The 18,961-nt window shown below is 60.6% G+C and carries 15 protein-coding genes; 7 read left to right on the top strand and 8 right to left on the bottom strand.

Translation table 11 applies throughout. The features are described from left to right. Positions 1-18 precede the first annotated feature (18 nt). Positions 19-1,647 carry a CTP synthase gene (locus tag PH605_RS22960; RefSeq protein ID WP_003524803.1) on the top strand — a complete coding sequence of 543 codons (1,629 nt, stop codon included), beginning with the start codon at positions 19-21 and terminating at the stop codon, positions 1,645-1,647. A 313-nt stretch (positions 1,648-1,960) separates the two neighbouring features. Here the strand turns inward: PH605_RS22960 and fumC are convergent, their stop codons facing one another. Next, positions 1,961-3,352: a class II fumarate hydratase gene (gene fumC, locus PH605_RS22955; RefSeq protein ID WP_142846352.1), complete on the bottom strand. Its 1,392-nt coding sequence runs from the start codon at positions 3,350-3,352 to the stop codon at positions 1,961-1,963. Positions 3,353-3,852: 500 nt separating this feature from the next. Here fumC and PH605_RS22950 point away from each other — a divergent pair, with 500 nt between their 5' ends. Next, a complete protein-coding gene (locus tag PH605_RS22950; protein ID WP_161988002.1) occupies positions 3,853-5,712 on the top strand; it encodes a L,D-transpeptidase family protein in 1,860 nt (619 codons plus the stop codon). 312 nt (positions 5,713-6,024) lie between these two features. On the opposite strand, the gene PH605_RS22945 is transcribed toward PH605_RS22950, so the two are convergent. Beyond that, positions 6,025-6,726, bottom strand: coding sequence for a phosphoglycolate phosphatase (locus PH605_RS22945; protein WP_065654994.1), 702 nt, complete (start codon positions 6,724-6,726; stop codon positions 6,025-6,027). Between the two features lie 190 nt (positions 6,727-6,916). On the opposite strand from PH605_RS22945, the gene rpiA reads away from it, so the two are divergent. The 4 genes from rpiA to PH605_RS22925 all read left to right on the top strand — a co-directional run bounded on the left by rpiA (position 6,917) and on the right by PH605_RS22925 (position 11,359). Next, positions 6,917-7,612, top strand: a complete 696-nt coding sequence (rpiA, locus tag PH605_RS22940) for a ribose-5-phosphate isomerase RpiA (RefSeq protein WP_125145660.1) — start codon at positions 6,917-6,919, stop codon at positions 7,610-7,612. 16 nt (positions 7,613-7,628) lie between these two features. Then, positions 7,629-8,198 (top strand): DUF2059 domain-containing protein, encoded by a 570-nt coding sequence (locus tag PH605_RS22935; RefSeq protein WP_003524811.1) that lies wholly within the window; start codon positions 7,629-7,631, stop codon positions 8,196-8,198. A 147-nt stretch (positions 8,199-8,345) separates the two neighbouring features. Continuing rightward, entirely contained in the window at positions 8,346-9,734 is a 1,389-nt protein-coding gene (gene gor / locus PH605_RS22930) for a glutathione-disulfide reductase (RefSeq protein ID WP_125145661.1), read from the top strand. Positions 9,735-9,982: 248 nt separating this feature from the next. Then, positions 9,983-11,359 (top strand): class II 3-deoxy-7-phosphoheptulonate synthase, encoded by a 1,377-nt coding sequence (locus PH605_RS22925; RefSeq protein ID WP_142846348.1) that lies wholly within the window; start codon positions 9,983-9,985, stop codon positions 11,357-11,359. Between the two features lie 169 nt (positions 11,360-11,528). Here PH605_RS22925 and PH605_RS22920 read toward each other — a convergent pair whose 3' ends face one another. The 6 genes from PH605_RS22920 to PH605_RS22895 all read right to left on the bottom strand — a co-directional run bounded on the left by PH605_RS22920 (position 11,529) and on the right by PH605_RS22895 (position 18,160). Beyond that, positions 11,529-13,268, bottom strand: a complete 1,740-nt coding sequence (locus PH605_RS22920) for a TadG family pilus assembly protein (protein WP_142846346.1) — start codon at positions 13,266-13,268, stop codon at positions 11,529-11,531. Position 13,269: 1 nt separating this feature from the next. Further along, positions 13,270-13,692 carry a TadE/TadG family type IV pilus assembly protein gene (locus PH605_RS22915; RefSeq protein WP_003524819.1) on the bottom strand — a complete coding sequence of 141 codons (423 nt, stop codon included), beginning with the start codon at positions 13,690-13,692 and terminating at the stop codon, positions 13,270-13,272. Positions 13,693-13,829: 137 nt separating this feature from the next. Continuing rightward, positions 13,830-14,663: a RadC family protein gene (gene radC / locus PH605_RS22910; protein WP_065654999.1), complete on the bottom strand. Its 834-nt coding sequence runs from the start codon at positions 14,661-14,663 to the stop codon at positions 13,830-13,832. A 14-nt stretch (positions 14,664-14,677) separates the two neighbouring features. After that, positions 14,678-15,517, bottom strand: a complete 840-nt coding sequence (gene map, locus PH605_RS22905) for a type I methionyl aminopeptidase (protein ID WP_142846344.1) — start codon at positions 15,515-15,517, stop codon at positions 14,678-14,680. 31 nt (positions 15,518-15,548) lie between these two features. Then, positions 15,549-16,268, bottom strand: a complete 720-nt coding sequence (gene sfsA, locus PH605_RS22900) for a DNA/RNA nuclease SfsA (protein WP_142846342.1) — start codon at positions 16,266-16,268, stop codon at positions 15,549-15,551. 32 nt (positions 16,269-16,300) lie between these two features. After that, positions 16,301-18,160 carry a PHA/PHB synthase family protein gene (locus PH605_RS22895; protein WP_142846340.1) on the bottom strand — a complete coding sequence of 620 codons (1,860 nt, stop codon included), beginning with the start codon at positions 18,158-18,160 and terminating at the stop codon, positions 16,301-16,303. A gap of 139 nt (positions 18,161-18,299) precedes the next feature. Here PH605_RS22895 and PH605_RS22890 point away from each other — a divergent pair, with 139 nt between their 5' ends. Continuing rightward, positions 18,300-18,725: a hypothetical protein gene (locus PH605_RS22890; protein WP_223215599.1), complete on the top strand. Its 426-nt coding sequence runs from the start codon at positions 18,300-18,302 to the stop codon at positions 18,723-18,725. Positions 18,726-18,961 lie beyond the last annotated feature (236 nt).

The raw sequence follows: 18,961 nt of genomic DNA, 5'->3' as shown, positions 1-18,961 counted from the left end.
AGGTATCCGGTGAATCCCATGGCGCGATATGTATTCATCACAGGCGGCGTGGTCTCCTCTCTAGGCAAGGGCATCGCCGCGGCAGCACTCGGAGCTTTGTTGCAATCCCGTGGTTATCGGGTGCGGCTTCGTAAACTCGACCCCTATCTGAACGTCGATCCCGGCACCATGAGCCCGACACAGCACGGCGAAGTGTTCGTGACGGATGACGGTGCCGAGACGGACCTCGACCTTGGCCATTACGAGCGCTTCACGGGGCGTTCGGCCACCAAGACCGACAACATCACCACCGGTCGCATCTACAAGAACATCATCGACAAGGAACGGCGCGGCGACTATCTCGGCGCAACCGTTCAGGTCATTCCGCATGTCACCAACGAGATCAAGGATTTCGTGATCGAAGGCAATGACGATTACGACTTCGTCATCTGCGAAATCGGCGGCACGGTGGGTGACATCGAGGCGATGCCGTTCATGGAAGCGATCCGTCAGCTCGGCAACGACCTGCCGCGCGGCACGGCGATCTATCTTCATCTGACGCTGATGCCGTACATTCCGGCAGCGGGCGAGCTGAAGACCAAGCCGACCCAGCATTCCGTCAAGGAGCTGCAGGCGCTCGGCATTCACCCCGACATCCTGCTGGTGCGCGCCGACCGGGAAATCCCGGAAGCGGAACGCCGCAAGCTTTCGCTATTCTGCAACGTGCGTCCTTCCGCCGTGATCCAGGCGCTGGATGTGGCGAACATCTATGACGTTCCGATTGCCTACCACAAGGAAGGCCTCGATTCGGAAGTGCTGGCCGCCTTCGGCATCGAGCCGGCGCCCAAGCCGCGTCTGGAGCCCTGGGAAGAGGTCTGCAACCGCATTCGCACGCCGGAAGGCGAGGTCACGATTGCGATCGTCGGCAAATATACCGGCCTCAAGGACGCGTATAAGTCGCTGATCGAGGCGCTGCATCACGGCGGCTTTGCCAACCGCGTCAAGGTCAAGCTCGAGTGGATCGAGTCGGAAGTCTTCGAAAAGGAAGATCCGACGCCATACCTTGAAAAGGTCAACGGCATTCTGGTGCCGGGCGGTTTCGGCGAGCGCGGTTCTGAAGGCAAGATCATGGCGGCGCAGTTCGCGCGTGAGCGCAACGTGCCCTATTTCGGCATCTGCTTCGGCATGCAGATGGCGGTCGTGGAAGCGGCCCGTCACCTTGCCGGCATCGAAAATGCCTCCTCCACCGAATTCGGCCCGACGTCCGAGCCGGTCGTCGGCCTGATGACCGAATGGGTGAAGGGCAACGAGCTGGAGAAGCGCTCCTCCAAGGGCGATCTCGGCGGCACCATGCGTCTCGGCGCCTACAAGGCGGCGCTGAAGAAAGACACCAAGATCGCCGAAATCTACGGCACCACGGATATTTCCGAGCGCCACCGCCACCGCTATGAGGTGAATGTGGATTACAAGGACCGGCTGGAAGAATGCGGCCTAGTCTTCTCGGGCATGTCTCCGGATGGTGTCCTGCCGGAAACGGTGGAATATCCCGATCACCCGTGGTTCATCGGCGTGCAATACCACCCGGAACTGAAGAGCCGCCCGCTCGACCCGCATCCGCTGTTTGCGAGCTTCGTGGAAGCAGCGGTGGAGCAGAGCCGGCTGGTTTGACGGTTTGAATGAGATGAAGAGGGTCGCGACAGCGGCCCTTTTTTGTTTATGCGAATGGCTTTCTTCCGTCATGCCGGACTAGATCCGGCATCCAGCCACGGCGCGTCTGCGCCGTGAACGAGTCTAAAGCGATCAAGGACTTGATCGCGCTGGACCCCGGATCTAGTCCGGGGTGACGGAGTGTGGATGCGATAGCCGCGACAAACATGGCATTTCGAGATGGGGCGTCGATCATTTAAGTCCGACCCGCTAACTTCAAACAAAAAAAACGGGCCCGAAGGCCCGTTCCGCATTCCACCAAAATTCAACAGGCTTACTTCGGCCCGATCATGTTCTCCGGGCGCACATACTGGTTGAACTCCTCGTTGGTGAGGTATCCGCCGCCGACGGCCTCGTCGCGCAGCGTCGTGCCGTTCTTGTGCGCGGTCTTGGCGATCTTGGCGCAGATGTCGTAGCCGAGCTTGCTGTTCAGCGCTGTCACCAGCATCAGCGAGTTCTCGACGCCCTTTTTGATATTGTCTTCTCGGGCTTCGATGCCGACGACGCAATTGTCGGTGAAGGAAACGGCGGCGTCACCCAGAAGCTGGACTGACTGCAGGAAGTTGTAGGCCATCATCGGGTTATAGACGTTGAGCTCGAAGTGGCCCTGCGAACCGGCGAAGGAAAGCGCTGCATTGTTGCCGAAGATGTGGGCGCACACCTGCGTCAGCGCTTCCGACTGGGTGGGGTTGACCTTGCCCGGCATGATCGACGAGCCGGGTTCGTTTTCCGGCAGCGACAATTCGCCGAGACCGGCGCGCGGGCCGGAGCCGAGGAAGCGGATGTCGTTGGCGATCTTGAAGAGTGCAGCGGCAGCCGCATTGATCGCGCCATGGGAGAAGACCATGGAATCGTGCGAGGCGAGCGCCTCGAACTTGTTCGGCGCGGTCACGAAGGGCAGGCCGGTGATCTTGGAGATTTCCTCGGCGACCTTTTCGGCAAAGCCGATGGGAGCGTTGAGGCCCGTGCCGACGGCCGTGCCGCCCTGGGCGAGCTTGGAGAGCGCGGGCAGGGTGGTTTCGATATTGGCGATGGCGGAGGCGACCTGCGCGGCATAACCGGAGAATTCCTGGCCGAGCGTCAGCGGCGTTGCATCCTGCGTGTGGGTGCGGCCGATTTTGATGATCTTTTCGAACTGCTTGACCTTGGCTTCCAGCGCCTTGTGCAGGTGCTTGAGGCTCGGCAGCAGGTGATGAACGATCTCTTCCACGCAGGCGATGTGCATCGCCGTCGGGTAGGTGTCGTTCGAGGACTGGCTCATATTGACGTGGTCATTGGGGTGGACGGGCTTCTTGGTGCCCATTTCGCCGCCGAGCATCTCGATTGCGCGGTTGGAAATCACCTCATTGGCGTTCATGTTGGACTGGGTGCCGGAGCCGGTCTGCCAGACGACGAGCGGGAAATGCTCGGTCAGCTTGCCGTCGATGACTTCCTGCGCGGCGGCGATGATGGCCTCGCCGACCTTGGGGTCGAGGCCTGCCAGCGCCATGTTGGCGCGGGCGGCTGCCTGCTTGACGATGCCCAGCGCACGAACGACAGAGGCGGGCTGCTTTTCCCAGCCGATCTTGAAGTTGCCGAGCGAGCGCTGCGCCTGCGCGCCCCAATAGCGATCGGCCTGAACTTCAATGGGTCCAAATGTATCGGTTTCCGTCCGTGTGGCTGTCATCAATCTTGCCTTTTTACTCGTTTTCCTCCGCCAAAACGGCGCCTTCGCCCGCCTTGCGCGGCCGATATATAGAATCATCGCGCCGGCAATGAAAGCGCTGCAATGCAGCGGAGGCAGATATTTCCCGCCGCGCAAAAGCGATTTCGCCTTAAGGCGCGGTGCAGGGTGAAAAAGGCGCCAGCGTGTCATTTTTACTACGACGCGAAATGGCCGGAAAACCGGGCTTTCCGGGGCGCCCGGAAGGTGTGGCGGGGCAGGGCAAAGTGAATGAAATAAATGGAAATTTAACCATTCTCGCCAATTCTGGAAATTACGTTTTTACGGCTTTGGCTGTATCATAAGGTTCATTTCGGCACGGTTGTGGGCCTTTTCACGTTTTCTTTTCAACGGGCCGTCGATCGGCTAGACAGGCATGAAACTGATGCCCGCTTTCGCTGGCGGTGCTGGGTGCTACGAGGATCAAATTGCAAGTCACATCTGGAAAAACATCGGCAGCACTGGTGCTGGCTCTCGGTCTTTCCGTTTCCACCGCTCTTCCCGGCAGCGCCGGTGCGGTAACGCTGATGGACCTCCTGCGCGGCGGCCCTGGCAAGATCGCGCGCGATCGCGGTGAGTTGCCGCCGGCCGGCATCGTCACCTCGCCCTCCGGATCGAGTGCCGGCCAAAGTGCCGATGCTTCCGATCCCGAGCCGCTGCCGCGTGTTTCCGGCCCGCGTTATTACGACTACAAGGCGGATACGGCCCGTGCGGTGAACACGGCGAATTTCGGTGAAGGCCTTGCCAATCTGAAATTCAGCGCCACCCCCGAGATCGCCAAGGCGCTGGAAACCTATTACGGCGCAGGCGGCAAGACGCTCTGGGTTTCGGAAGGCGAGCTGACCGCGCGCGCCAGTGCTGTCATCGCCTTTCTCGAGACGGTCGGAGAAAGCGGCCTCGATCCAGCCGATTACAGCATTTCGCCACCGGCAAAGGATGTGACGGCCAGCATCAGCAACACTTCCGGTGCGGCTGCGACCGATACGCCGGTGGAGACGGCCTCGGCGCCCGTGTCCGACGCCTATCAGCGGGCACAGATGCAGTTCGAACTGGCCCTTTCCGCCAAGGTTCTCGCCTATGTGCAGGATACGGCCCGTGGCCGTGTCGATCCGAACCGGCTCTCCGGCTATCACGATTTCAAGCGCAAGACGGTGAACCTCGCACCGGTGCTGAAGCTTGCGGGCCTGAGCCCCGATGTCGCCGCCTATCTGCGCAGCCGTGAACCGTCGAGCGCCGAATATCTGGCGCTGAAGGCGGAGCTTGCCCGCCTGCGCGGTGAGGGCGATGCGGCGCATGTCGTCCGCGTTCCCGCCGATCTGGTGCTGAAGCCCGGCAACAGCAGCGCTGATATGGCCAATGTCGTCAAGGCTATCGAACATCGCGCATCGCCCGCCTTCAAGGCGGAGCATGCGGCGATCATTTCTGGTTATCAGCAGACGCCGGATTATACGCCCGATCTCGTCGATCTGGTGAAGGCGTTCCAGAGCGAGAACGGTCTGAAGCCCGACGGCGTCATCGGCCGCGCCACCGTGCGCGCCATGGTCGGCGAAAGCAATGACGCGAAGATCGCCAAGGTGCAGGTGGCGATGGAGCAGGTGCGCTGGCTGCCGGCCGATCTCGGCCAGCGTTATGTCTTCATCAACCAGCCCGCTTTCATGGCCTATTATCACAATGATGGCGTGGAACAGTTCGGCATGAAGGTGGTCGTCGGCTCCAAGGCCAACCAGACCTATTTCTTCCAGGACGAAATTCAGACCGTGGAGTTCAACCCCTATTGGGGCGTGCCGCAGTCGATCATCGTCAACGAAATGCTGCCGAAGCTGCGCCGCGATCCGTCCTATCTCGACCGGCTGGGCTACGAAGTGCAGGTGGGCGGTCGTGCCGTTTCCTCCACCAGCGTCAACTGGTATGGCTCTACCAATGCCGTTTCCGTGCGCCAGCCGCCGAGCAGCGACAATGCGCTGGGCGACCTGAAAATCCTGTTCCCCAATGCGCATGCCATCTACATGCATGACACGCCTGCCAAGAGCTTTTTCAACCGCGACATGCGGGCGCTGAGCCACGGCTGTATCCGTCTGGTCGATCCGCGCCGCATGGCCGCCGCGGTTCTCGGCACCAGCGTCGACAAGGTCGGCGAGCAGATCGCATCCGGCAAGAACCGCGCCGTGCAGGTGCCGGAGAAGGTTCCGGTCTACGTGGCCTATTTCACCGCCTGGCCGGACAAGGACGGCAAGGTGCAGTTCTTCGACGATGTGTATGACCGCGACAGCTATGTGCAGAAGGCGTTCGCCGTGACGACGAAGGCGCGTGCCGCTTCGATCTGATCAGGATTGCATCAAGAGAAAAAGCGCCGGAGACGGCGCTTTTTTGTTTGAAGGAAAGGCCTGCCCAATTTGTTTGGTGCTGGAGTCCGCCTGCTACATTTGGCGTCAACGGCAACACCGTACTCCGTCACCCCGGACTTGATCCGGGGTCCAGCGCGATCAAGTCCTTGATCGCGAAAGAGTCTTCTCACGACGCAGACGCGTCGTGGCTGGATGCCGGATCTAGTCCGGCATGACGGAAGAGAGGTTGTTCAGCTCTCATTGACGTCGGAATCGCCGTTCCCTGGCGCTTTACTTGTCTGGTCCAGCCTCTCAGGCCGCCGCTGCACCCTTCGCAACCAGCTCTTCGAAGAGCGCCGGCGTCAGCGCAGTGAAATCGTCGATCACGACATCCGGTTCGAGTTCAACCATTGGCACATCCGAATAACCGAAAGTGACGCCAATCGACGGCACGGCGGCGTTCTTTGCCGCGAGAATGTCGTTGATGCTGTCGCCGACCATGATGGAGCGCTGGACGTCGCCGCCGGCCTTTTCGATGGTGCCGAGAATATGGCGGGCATCCGGCTTGCGGAATTCGAACGTATCGCCGCAGGTGATGGCGGCGAAATATCGCGTCAGCCCCAGTTTTTCGAGCAGCGGCACAGCGAGGATTTCGGTCTTGTTGGTGCAGACGGCAAGCGTGATGCCGGCTTCCGAGAGCGCATCCAGCGTGTTGACGATGCCGGGATAGGGGCGGCTTTCACCCGGCATTTCGGCGCGGTAATGGGTGATGAAGCGCTCATAGAGCGGCTCAATTTCGGCTTCCGGCAGTTCCCTCTCGCGAAGCGCGAAGGCGCGCTTGATCATCACCCGCGCGCCCTGGCCGACGAGGTGGGTCAGGTCGTCATAGGTGACGGGAGCAAGCCCGGCTGCGGCAATGGTGTGGTTGAGGCTCGAGACCAGATCGGCGGCGGTATCGACCAGCGTACCGTCGAGATCGAAAATGGCGAGCGGGGAGAGCGGGCGGGATGTCACGGGAACTGGCCTCTCGGGAATGCGTGTAACTGATGTATCGGTGCTTTCATTCCCGACAAGCCTAGGCAAACAGGCCTGTCTTTGCAACCGCGTCACAACGTTCTGTTCGTTGGCTTGAAAAAGGCTTTCGTTTGGCTTTCGACCCGTGTAAACAGCACGGCGACGACAAAGTTACCGGAGTTTCAGGCACATGGATGCCCGCCAGATGAAGATCAAGGCCGCCGAGGCCGCATTGTCCCACGTACAGGATGGGATGAGGCTCGGTATCGGCACGGGTTCGACGGCCGAGGAATTCGTCAGGCTTCTGGCCGAAAAGGTTGCCGCCGGTCTGAAGGTCGAGGGGGTGCCGACATCCGAGCGCACCGCGCGCCTGTGCGTCGAGCTTGGCGTGCCGCTGAAATCGCTGGATGAATTGCCGGAACTGGATCTTACCATCGACGGTGCGGATGAGGTCGATCATGCGCTGCGTCTCGTCAAGGGCGGCGGCGGCGCGCTGCTGCGCGAAAAGATCGTTGCGGCGGCATCCGCCCGCATGATCGTGATCGCCGACCAGAGCAAGGTGGTGGAGACGCTGGGCGCCTTTCCGCTGCCCATCGAAATCAACCCGTTCGGCCAGGTGGCGACGCGTATCGCCATCGAAAAACTGGCGTCGCGTTCCGGGCTTTCCGGCACGCTGGCGATGCGTTCGTCGGGCGACGGCGCCTTCATGACGGATGGCGGACACCTTATCCTCGACGCATCTTTTGGCCGTATTCCTGATGCAGAAGCGCTAGCACGCGAGCTGAACACGATTCCCGGTGTCGTCGAGCACGGACTTTTCATAAATTTGGCATCGCTTGCCATTATCGCGGGTCCTGAAGGCGCCCGCGTGATGCAGGCAGTATAACAGGAGCGAGATTTTCATGGTCAAACTAGCGGGACTGGGCAAAGCTGCCGCTGCTTCGATCCTCATTTCCGGCATCGTGTTCGGTACTGCCGCACGCGCTCAGGAAATTTCGGAAGCGCATATCGCTGCCGCACGGCAGGCGATCACCTCCCTTGGCGTTACCGACCGTTTCGACGACATTCTGCCGGGTCTGGCGGAGCGTCTGAAGGCCGAACTCATTCAGGCTTCGCCGAACGTTCAGGACGCGATCACCGAGACTGTCGATGCGAAGGCTCTCGAGCTTGCGCCGCGCCGCGCCGATCTGGAGCGCGAAGCAGCGCTCACCTATGCGCGCGCCTTCACCGTTGAAGAGCTGAACGCCATTTCCACCTTCTACAGCAGCGAAGCCGGCAAGAAGCTTCTGAAGGACGGCCCGATCGCCACGCGCGAACTGATGAAGGCCGCCGATATCTGGGCCGCCGGCATCAACCGCGACCTCAACGCTTCCAGCATGTCGGAACTGCAGAAGGTTGCCGGCGCCGATCTGAAGCCGCTTCCGGCCGATCAGAACGCCACCGGTGGCGCTCCGGCTGCTCCCAAGCCCTGATTGGGTGAACGGACAATTCAGAAATATTCAAAGCCCGGCCGCAAGACCGGGCTTTTCATTTGTGCGTCGCAGCACCTATATGTGCCGTGAATGCGCCGCCGCCCGTCTCGAGGCTGAGGACGGCGGTTTTGATCAGGGGTTTTGACTATGACAGCTTATGACTACGATCTTTTCGTCATCGGTGGCGGTTCCGGCGGCGTGCGCAGCGGCCGCGTGGCGGCCTCGCTCGGCAAGCGCGTCGCAATCGCCGAGGAATACCGCTATGGCGGAACCTGCGTCATCCGCGGCTGCGTGCCGAAGAAGCTGTTCGTCTACGCCTCGCAATTCCCTGAGCATTTCGAGGATTCGGAAGGATTCGGCTGGAGCGTCGGCGAGCGCAGCTTCGACTGGAAGAAGCTCATCGCGGCCAAGGACAAGGAAATCACCCGTCTCGAAGGGCTCTACCGCAAGGGTCTGGAAAACGCCAAGGCCGATATTTTCGATAGCCGGGCGGAACTGGTCGACGCCCATACCGTGAAGCTGACGAAAACCGGCGAGACCTTCACCGCCGAGCGCATCGTGATTGCCGTCGGCGGCACGCCGAACGAGCACAAGGCGCTGCCCGGCCATGAGCTGACGATCTCGTCCAACGAGGCTTTCGACCTGGAAGAGCTGCCGAAATCGATCCTGATCGCCGGCGGCGGTTATATCGCGGTCGAATTCGCCAATATCTTCCATGGGCTCGGCGTCGAAACGACCCTGATCTATCGCGGCAAGGAAATCCTGTCGCGCTTCGATCAGGACATGCGCAGGGGCCTGCATGAAGCGATGGAGGCCAAGGGCATCCGCATCCTTCTGGAAGATATCATCGAGGAAGTCAGCAAGGATGGCGCCGGCGGTTTCGTGGCACGCACCAAGCAGGGTGCCTCGCTGCATGTGGGCCTGGTCATGCTGGCGCTTGGTCGCGATCCGAATACCAAGGGCCTGGGGCTGGAAAATGCCGGTGTGAAGGTGGATGCGCGCGGTGCGATCATCGTCGACGATTATTCGCGCACGAATGTGCCGAATATCTTCGCGCTGGGCGACGTCACCGACCGGGTACAACTGACGCCGGTGGCAATCCATGAGGCCATGTGCTTCATCGAAACCGAATACAAGAACAACCCGACCAAGCCGGATCACGAGCTGATCGCAACGGCGGTGTTCTCGCAGCCTGAAATCGGCACCGTCGGTCTTTCGGAAGAGGAAGCCGGCAAGAAATATCCGGAACTGGAGGTTTATCGCGCCCAGTTCCGGCCGATGAAGGCGACGCTTTCCGGCCGTCAGGAAAAGACGATCATGAAGCTGATCGTCAATGCCGCCGACCGCAAGGTCGTGGGCGTGCATATTCTCGGCCATGAGGCGGGCGAGATGGCGCAGCTTCTCGGCATCACGCTGAAAGCCGGCTGCACCAAGGATGATTTCGACCGCACCATGGCGGTTCATCCCACAGCCGCCGAAGAACTGGTGACGATGTATTCGCCGAGCTATCGCGTCGTGAATGGCGAGCGTGTGTAACGCCGGTACGGGCGTCGTATAATCGTCGCCCACATCAGCCTGCCGCCCTTTGAAAGCGAAGTTTTCGATTGGCGGTGGGGTTGTTAAATCGTTTGAATTGACTTTTGTGCGTCTGGAGCGCTCAAAACGGGCAGAATGAGCCGGATGGCTCGGGGATCGGCTATGCAAAGCCGATGCTTGGAGCTATAAGCCGCTCAATTTTTCGAGGCGGCCGCGCGACGTCGCGTGGGCGAGAAAAGGGTGAGAACATGGCACAGAATTGGACCCCCGGCAGCTGGCGGCAGAAACCGATCCAGCAGGTTCCCGAATATCCGGATGCGGCAGCACTTGCGGCAACGGAAGCCACGCTTGCGACCTATCCGCCCCTGGTCTTTGCCGGGGAAGCCCGCCGCCTGAAGAAGCAGCTCGCCAATGTGGCTGAAGGCAACGCCTTCCTGCTGCAGGGCGGGGATTGCGCCGAAAGCTTCCTCGAGCATGGCGCGGACAACATCCGCGACTTCTTCCGCGCGTTCCTGCAGATGGCCGTCGTGCTGACCTATGGCGCGCAGCTGCCCGTCGTGAAGGTCGGCCGCATTGCCGGTCAGTTCGCCAAGCCGCGCTCTTCCAACGTGGAAGCGCAGGATGGCGTGACGCTGCCGTCTTACCGCGGCGACATCATCAACGGCATCGAATTCAACGAGGCCTCGCGCATTCCGAACCCGGAGCGCCAGCTCGACGCCTACCGCCAGTCGGCGGCGACGCTGAACCTGCTGCGCGCTTTCGCGATGGGCGGTTACGCCAACCTCGAAAACGTTCACCAGTGGATGCTCGGTTTCATCAAGGACAGCCCGCAGGCGGACCGTTACCGCAAGCTGGCCGACCGGATTTCCGAAACCATGGACTTCATGAAGGCGATCGGCATCAGCGCGGACAATAATCCGAGCCTGCGTGAGACCGACTTCTTCACCAGCCATGAAGCCCTGCTGCTCGGTTACGAAGAGGCGCTGACCCGCGTCGATTCCACCTCCGGTGACTGGTATGCCACATCCGGCCACATGCTGTGGATCGGCGACCGCACGCGCCAGCTCGACCATGCGCATGTGGAATATTTCCGTGGCATCAAGAACCCGATCGGCCTGAAATGCGGTCCGTCGCTGACGCCTGACAATCTGATCGAGCTGATCGATGCGCTGAACCCGGCAAACGAGGCCGGCCGCCTGACGCTGATTTGCCGTTTCGGCCACGACAAGGTGGCGGACAGTCTGCCGAAGCTCATTCGCGCCGTCAAGAAGGAAGGCCGCAAGGTCGTCTGGTCCTGCGATCCGATGCATGGCAACACGATCACGCTCAACCACTACAAGACGCGTCCTTTCGAGCGCATCCTGTCGGAAGTGGAAAGCTTCTTCCAGATCCACCGCGCCGAAGGCACGCATCCGGGTGGCATCCATATCGAGATGACCGGCAAGGACGTGACGGAATGCACGGGCGGTGCGCGCGCCGTGACGGCGGATTCGCTGTCCGACCGTTACCACACCCATTGCGATCCGCGCCTCAATGCCGATCAGGCGCTGGAACTGGCCTTCCTGCTGTCCGAGCGCATGAAGAGCGGCCGCGATGAGAAGCGTCTGGCAATCGCCAACGCCTGATCTGACACCATAAACAAAAAAGCCGCCGGGAGACCCTCCGGCGGCTTTTTCGTGCGCGGCGCTGACCTAAGCGCCTCGCGTTTAATCTGATTCATGCGACGCGCTTCATATTTTTGTTTTTACGCATGTCTTTGTCCCGAAACCGCTGCACACTTTTGGGAGACATGCTCTATTGCACCAGCGCCGGCTGCTGGCAGCGGACATCCGTGACCCGCACATCGGCTTCGCCGATCTTAACGCCGAGAACCAGAAGCACGTTGTAGAGCAGCTGATCGACCGGAGCGGTGACTGCCGCAAGCGTGTTGGCAAGCGCCGACTGAATGCCCGCCAGACCTCCCAAATCCAGGTTGAGGAAGAGAAGCCTGATATCCAGGTTGAGGTTTTTCAGCAGTGAACTGACAAGAGTGGTGACTGTGTCCTTGGTGGAGACACTCTTGATCTTGGCCTGGGTAATATCGGACTGCGTGAAGGTCAGCTTGCTCTTGGTCATATTGGTGGCGTTGATGAGGGCGCTGCCATTGATGGCGAGCAGTGCTGAATCCACGATTGCGGCCTTGGTGACGCGCGGGTCCCTGCCGAAATTGGCAAAGGCAGTGGTATCGACATTGCCAAGGGCGATTTCGGCAATGCCGGGAACGACCTCGACATCGACGGTGCCCTGTCCGCCACCCGTGCAGCGAATATCGGCAAGCCGCGCTTCGGAATGGGCGACTTCCACATAAAGCGGGAGATTGACCTTGAGGCCGGCAATGGCCTGAAGCCCGTCCACCACGACGTTGACCGCCAGCCGGGTCTGTGCAGTACGCACGATGGTGCCCGCGCCGCCAACGGCGAGCGACGGCGTTTCGACCGGCGGTTCACCGATGGCGAGCGTTGCCTTGACCGAGGCGAGGCCGAGAAGATTGGCGTTGATGTTAAGCCCCAGCTGGTTACCGCCATTGCCCGCCACGGCGGCGGCATTGATGAGATCGAAGACGCCGGCGGTGACCTTGAGGTTTTCGCCCGTACCGATCAGCTTGTCCGAGAATGGGCCGAGATTGAGGATTTCCTCAAGCTTGATCTTGACGTTGCTCTTGTTGACGGTTTTTTGCAGCGTATTCAAAATGTTGACGACCGCCGGCTGCAAGCCTGCGGTTTTCGTCAGTACGTCGAGGAATTTGCCGTAGCTGATTTCCGTCTTCAGAACATCCTTATAGGTGCCGGCGGTGAGGTTGAGATCGATGGCCAGCGCCTCGACGATCTTGAGCGCATTGACATCGGCGGCGAGAAGCGCCTGATAATCCATGAGTTTCAATGAAACCGTGGTGCCGAGCAGACCGCCGAGCAGGCTGTTGAGAATTCCCTCATCGAGGCTGGCGAGGCGCGATCCCACCGAAAATGCCGCGATCCTTTGGGACGAGGCCGTTCCGACCGCCGAGACCTTTGGCGGCTTGGTGAAGGCGGAAGCGAAGAATATCTGGCCCTGTTCGACGATGTTCACCTTTATCGCATTGGTGGGCAGGGCGTTATCGACGAAACGCTGGCCGACCGGGACTGTCGCATCCGGCTCGTAATGACCTTTGATGACCTCGGCATAACCCTTGCTGTTGGCGAATTCATTCAGCGGGTCGAAGGGTTGCAGGCCCTTTTCGGTCAAAAGTCCCTGCGCCGTCCTGACACCGAGATCCATGCCATTGAGGGCGAAATATTGCTGAACCGCCTTTTCGGCGTCCGCGGCGTTGGCTGCTGCCGATATGGCTGCGAGATCGGCGGTCTGCTGCAATTGCCGTTTTTGCAATGTCAGATAACCGTAGTCGACGCCGAGCGCCAATATGCCGATGAAGAGCGGTGCGGTGAGCCCCGCCGAAATAGCGATGTTGCCCGTTTTATCCTTGAGGAAGCGGGGAAGCAGGGAATGAAAATCTCGCATGTCATGCTCCTCCGATCCGGATGGTGGAAAAACGCCGGATGACCGGCTCGGGCAGGGTGTAGCTGTAGAGGCTCCAGATCGGCAGATCGCGGGCGTCATATTCGACCTTCACCGTGAACTGGTTGGCATTGGCGGGATCCGTCGCGACATCGACGGTGAAACGGCTCTTGTCCATGAAGGCGTAGCTGAGGTCGCTTTTGGTGACGAAATCCCGGGCAAGCTGCTGGCGTTCGGTCGTATTGAGGCCGGCAACCGCTGTGCGCGCCGCGTCGGCGGCGATCTGCTGCACCGAATAGGCCGCCATCAGATAAATGCCGTAGGCGATCATGGTGAGCAGGACGAGAAAGAATATCGGTGCGACGATGGCGAACTCGACAGCAGACGAGCCAGATCTATCGCGAAAGAAACGCACTCCATTAAACATAAAGCACCCCCGTTCCTTCAGGCATCAAGGTTCGATGCCTTGATTTATTATTTTCGGAAATGCTAATTTATAGGTGTTAATTTTGTGTTGATGCCGCGTCTATGGGTTGCAGCTCTTCTTAAACTTTCGCGTCTACTTCAAATCAACCGAAGGCCTTTGAAACTGGCGTGGCCGTCCTTTCCGATGATGATGTGGTCGTGGACGGTGATGCCGAGCGGCTTTGCCGTATCGATGATGGTCTTGGTCATCTCGATATCCGCGCGCGAAGGGGTGGGGTCTCCACTTGGATGATTATGTATTAAAATCAAGGCGGTAGATGAAAGTTCAAGGGCGCGGCGCACCACTTCGCGCGGGTAGACCGGCGTGTGATCCACGGTTCCCTGGCCCTGCACCTCATCGGCGATCAGGACGTTGCGCTTGTCGAGGAACAGGACGCGGAACTGTTCGCGCGTTTCATGGGCCATGGCGGCGTGGCAATAATCGATGACAGAGGACCATGAGCCGAGCACCTGCTTGTTGCGGATTTCGCTTTTCAGCATGCGCTGGGAAACGGAGGCGACGAGCTTCAGATCGAGCGCCACGGTTTCGCCCACACCCTTCACCTCCTGCAACAACGGCAAGGGCGCGCCGAGCACGCCGCCAAGCGTTCCGAAACGGGCGATCAGGGCCTTGGCGATGGGTTTGGTATCGCGCCTCGGGATCAGCCGGAAGAGAAGAAGCTCCAACAATTCGTAATCGGCGAGCGCCGCGTCGCCGCCATCGCGATAACGCGCCCGCAGCCGGTCGCGATGTCCGTGATAATGGGCGGCATCCGTTTCCTGTTCGACCATGGCTGCCGGCCTTTTCGCGCCGCTTCGCGATTCGGCGAAAAAGCCGCGCTCATCCGCTCCGTTGAACAGATCGCCTTCGCCCGCCTGAAAGCCGGGAGTTTTGGAAAGATCGGCGGAAGGCGGGGCGGGGCGTTTTGCCATAGGCGGGTCTGGCCTTATGCGGGGGGAAGCGGCGGCAGGCCCGGACGGTCGAAGCCGCAGGGCGACAGTGTGAAGATTTCGCAGCCCGTGGCCGTGACGCCGACGGCATGTTCATATTGGGCGGAGAGCGACCGGTCGCGCGTTACCGCCGTCCAGCCGTCGGAAAGCACCTTCACATGCGGTTTGCCGAGATTGATCATCGGCTCGATGGTGAAGATCATGCCTTCGCGGATTTCCGGGCCTTCGTCCGGGCGGCCGTAATGCAGGATGTTCGGCGTGTCGTGGAACAGGCGTCCGACGCCATGGCCGCAGAAATCGCGCACCACGGAGCAGCGCTCCGCTTCCGCATAGGCCTGGATCGCCGCGCCGATTGCGCCGGTGCGCACGCCGGGCTTCACCGCCGCGATGCCGCGCAGCAGGCATTCATAGGTCACTTCCATCAGCCGCTCGGCGGCGCGCTTGATCTGGCCGACCGGATACATGCGGCTCGAATCGCCATGCCATCCGTCAAGCACATAGGTCACGTCGATATTGACGATATCGCCGTCGCGCAGTGGCTTTGCATCCGGAATGCCGTGGCAGACGACGTGGTTGATCGAGGTGCAGACAGATTTGGTATAGCCGCGATAATTCAGCGTTGCCGGCAGCGCGCCGTGGTCGGCGCCGAATTCGAAGACGAAACGGTCGATGGCGTCAGTCGTCACGCCCGGCTTGACGATTGCGGCGAGTTCATCGAGGCAACGCGCCGTCAGCTGGCACGCCTTGCGCATCCCGTCGAAGTCCTCAGCGGTATAGAGGCGGATGACGCCGGTATTCTTGAGGGGGGCGGAGGCTGCGTCGATATAGGTGACCATCTTGGTGCTTTCTGTCTCTTTACGTCCCTGTTCATAAAACAGCCGGACGCCATTCGTCCATCTTAACCGTTCCGCTGACCGAAATTTGTGCCGGGGAGACCGTGCATTTCACCGCATAGGCCTCCACGCCGCGCGCCATCGCACGCTGAAACGCCAGCGCATAGACGGGATCGAGATCGTCGCAGATGCGCATCCGGTCGCAATCGTCGCGCTGGATGAGATAGAGCATCACCGAACGGTAACCGGCTTCCGCAGCGTCACCCAGTTCCTCCAGATGTTTCGCGCCGCGTTTGGTGGCGGTATCGGGAAATTCGGCGAGGCCTTGCTCGCGCATGAAATGCACGTTCTTGACTTCCACATAGGCGTCCGGCCGGCTGGGCTCGGACAACAGGAAATCGATGCGGGAATTGCGGCCGTATTTCTGTTCGCGCCGGATCGTCGAATAGCCGCCAAGTTCAGGGATGAGGCCGTTCAGGATCGCTTCTTCCGCCAGCCGGTTCGGCATGCCGGTATTGATGCCGACCGTGGTGCCATCGGCCTCGACCATTTCCAGCATGTGCCGGTACTTGCGGGTCGGGCTGTCATGTTCCGACAGCCATATGCGGGAGCCCGGAGCCGTGAGCCCGCGCATGGAGCCGGTATTGGGGCAGGAGCCGGTGATCGCGGTGCCGTCCTCCAGAATGGCGTCGAACAGGAAACGCTTGTAGCGGGCGATCAGCGTGGCGGGAGTAAGCGGGGGCGTGAAGAACATGTGGCCTGAAAGATGAGAAATGATGGGCGCGGTCAGGAAAGGACATAGGTTCCCGGCGCATCGCCGAGCACGGGGCGCTTGCCGTCTTCCGGTTTTCGCGCCGTCACCTTTTCAGCGCTCTGGCTTTCGATCCAGTTCTGCCAGTGCACCCACCAGGAGCCTTTGTGCGGGGTGGCGGCGGCCTGCCAGCCGTCAAAGTCTCCGGCCGGTGACGGGCCTGTCCAATATTGGTATTTTTCAAGCTGCGGCGGATTGATGACGCCGGCTATGTGGCCGGAAGCGCCGAGCACGAATTCCACCGGGCCGCCGAACAGCGCAGCACCCGTGAAGACCGATTTCGCCGGGGCGATATGGTCGTCTCGGGTGGCGAGGTCATAGACCGGGATTTTGATGTCGCCGAGATTGATCCGCTTGCCGGCGACCCGCATCAGCCCGCGGGCGAGATTGTTCTCGAGATAACAATTGCGCAGATAAAACGAGTGGCTGGCGGCCGTCACCCGCGTCGAATCGGAGTTCCAGTAGAGCAGGTCGAAGGGCAGGGGCTCGGCGCCGCGCAGGTAATTATCGACCACATAGGGCCAGATGAGATCGGAGGCGCGCAGCATGTTGAAGACGGTGGCCATGATCGAGCCGTCGAGATAACCGACCGCCTGCATGTGCTTGTCGAGCGCCGCCAGCTGGCCTTCGTCGATGAAGACCTTGAGATCGCCGGCATGGATGAAATCGGTCTGGGCGGCCAGCAGCGTGGCGCTGCGAATGCGTTCATCGCCTTGCTGCGCATGCAGCGCCAGCGCCGAGGATAAAAGCGTGCCGCCGACGCAATAGCCGATGGCGTTGATGTCCTTCTCACCGGTCCGCTCCTCGATGGTATCCAGCGCAAAATCGATGCCTTCGCGAACGTAATCATCCCAGCCCTTGTCGGCGAGGCGGGCATCCGGGTTAATCCAGGAGACCATGAAGACGCTGTGGCCCTGCTCGAGGCACCAGCCGACGAAGGATTTCTGCGGGTTGAGATCGAGGATGTAGAATTTGTTGATCCATGGCGGCACGATCAGCAAAGGCCGTTTGAAGACCTTCTGCGTCGTCGGCGCATAATGGATGATTTCGCAGAGCGGGCTTTTCGCCACCACCTTGCCCGGCGTGACGGCGATATTCTGGCCGATGACGAATTTGCTGTAATCGGTCTGGCGCAGTTTCAGGTGGCCGTTTCCGGCCGCGACATCCTCCGCCAGTTGCGCCATGCCCTTGACGAGATTGGCGCCGCTGGAGGCGACCGTTTCGCGGAAGACCTGCGGATTGGTGAAGACGAAATTGGCCGGCGAAAGGGCCTCCGTCACCTGGCGCATGTAAAACAGCGCCTTGGTGCGGGTATGTTCGTCCAGCCCGTCTGCCTCCGTCACCATCCGGTCGGCGAAACCGACGGTGGTCTGGTAGGCTTTCAGGAGAAAATCGAAGAACGGATTAGCCTGCCAGTCGGCATCGGCAAAACGCCTGCTCCTGCGTTCCGCAGGGCCGCTTTCGGCGGGTTTTTGCGGGGCCGAATCGGCATCGCCGGAAAACTGCGCCACCGATTTCGCCCAGAGATCGTAATAGCTGGAAAGCAGATGGGTTTGTGCTTCCAGAGAGCGCTTCGGTTCGGCCATCCAGTATTCGGCGACATCGGAGAGCGTCTTGACGAGATCGGTTACCGGATCGGCGCTGGTGTGGGGAACCTCACCGCGTTCGCGCGGGGCGAGCCATTCGGATGCGGCCTTGCCGAGATTTTCGAGCGCACGGGCGATATTGATCGCGAAGGTTTCCGGGTCGCGGATCAGATAGGCCTCGGCGGAGCTGGCGTCGAAGCCGGGCGTTTTGCCACCCTTTTTCGTGTCCCCGCCGTCAACACCTGCCATGCACCATCCTCCGCCAAATTTATGTTTGCACATTCTGCATGAAAACGAATACAAGTTCCACCAGCAAGGGGAGGCCGCAAAGGGCCGAACCGTGGTCGAATTCGATATCTGCAGATATCCTTACAGGCGGAACATGACGATGGGCAAGCACATGGGCACATGGGGAACATATGCGGAAAATGCGGCAAGAATCGCTGTGCTTTCGCTCTCCGGCGCAATGCTCGCCGCCACACTTGCCGCCTGCAAGGCTCCGGAGCCGATCGTCGCGCCCGCCCATATGCGCCGCCCGACGGCCGAAATCGTCGGCCCGCGCCCGGTCAGCGACACTGCGGTGAGCCAGAAGCGCGACACCGGCACCTATCCGACCTTCTCGCAGCCGCTGACGGCCGCTGGCACCCAGATGGGCGAGGATGAAGCCTCCACCATGGAATCGAGCCTCTCGCGCCTCGGTGCGGCACGGCGCAACGGCCAGATTTCGGAAGCCGAATACAAGCGCCGCGTGGCGGAGCTGCGGGCGCTTGCCGAAAACCAGAAGCCGGTTGCGACGCCAGCCGCCTCGCAGTGAGATCACGCCGCGCAGTTTGCGCGGTCTCAGCGACGGACCAGATTATCTTTGATTGACGAAACATACCCCAAACGGGGAATTCCCCATGGAGCGAGTGGGTGCGCCCTGTTTCTTCTCCCCGCCGGGAGAAGTCCGCGGCAGCGGGATGAGCGACTGTCTTTGATGTCAAGCGTTTTGCCATGGTTTGTTGTCTCTGATGATGGCGTTGAGCATTGTCAGAAGCTTTCGCATGGTTG

Origin of the sequence: Agrobacterium sp. CFBP 3001, assembly GCF_027871605.1 — a bacterium.
GTDB lineage: Bacteria > Pseudomonadota > Alphaproteobacteria > Rhizobiales > Rhizobiaceae > Agrobacterium > Agrobacterium leguminum.
This window is presented reverse-complemented; position numbering and strand designations above follow the sequence as displayed.

Bases quoted from the DNA above. Each gene is read 5' to 3' on its own strand.
- PH605_RS22960 (WP_003524803.1), top strand. From the start codon at position 19: ATGGCGCGATATGTATTCATCACAGGCGGCGTGGTCTCCTCTCTAGGC.
- fumC (WP_142846352.1), bottom strand. From the start codon at position 3,352: ATGACAGCCACACGGACGGAAACCGATACATTTGGACCCATTGAAGTT.
- rpiA (WP_125145660.1), top strand. From the start codon at position 6,917: ATGGATGCCCGCCAGATGAAGATCAAGGCCGCCGAGGCCGCATTGTCC.
- PH605_RS22935 (WP_003524811.1), top strand. From the start codon at position 7,629: ATGGTCAAACTAGCGGGACTGGGCAAAGCTGCCGCTGCTTCGATCCTC.
- gor (WP_125145661.1), top strand. From the start codon at position 8,346: ATGACAGCTTATGACTACGATCTTTTCGTCATCGGTGGCGGTTCCGGC.
- PH605_RS22925 (WP_142846348.1), top strand. From the start codon at position 9,983: ATGGCACAGAATTGGACCCCCGGCAGCTGGCGGCAGAAACCGATCCAG.
- PH605_RS22920 (WP_142846346.1), bottom strand. From the start codon at position 13,268: ATGCGAGATTTTCATTCCCTGCTTCCCCGCTTCCTCAAGGATAAAACG.
- PH605_RS22915 (WP_003524819.1), bottom strand. From the start codon at position 13,692: ATGTTTAATGGAGTGCGTTTCTTTCGCGATAGATCTGGCTCGTCTGCT.
- radC (WP_065654999.1), bottom strand. From the start codon at position 14,663: ATGGCAAAACGCCCCGCCCCGCCTTCCGCCGATCTTTCCAAAACTCCC.
- map (WP_142846344.1), bottom strand. From the start codon at position 15,517: ATGGTCACCTATATCGACGCAGCCTCCGCCCCCCTCAAGAATACCGGC.
- sfsA (WP_142846342.1), bottom strand. From the start codon at position 16,268: ATGTTCTTCACGCCCCCGCTTACTCCCGCCACGCTGATCGCCCGCTAC.
- PH605_RS22895 (WP_142846340.1), bottom strand. From the start codon at position 18,160: ATGGCAGGTGTTGACGGCGGGGACACGAAAAAGGGTGGCAAAACGCCC.
- PH605_RS22890 (WP_223215599.1), top strand. From the start codon at position 18,300: ATGGGCAAGCACATGGGCACATGGGGAACATATGCGGAAAATGCGGCA.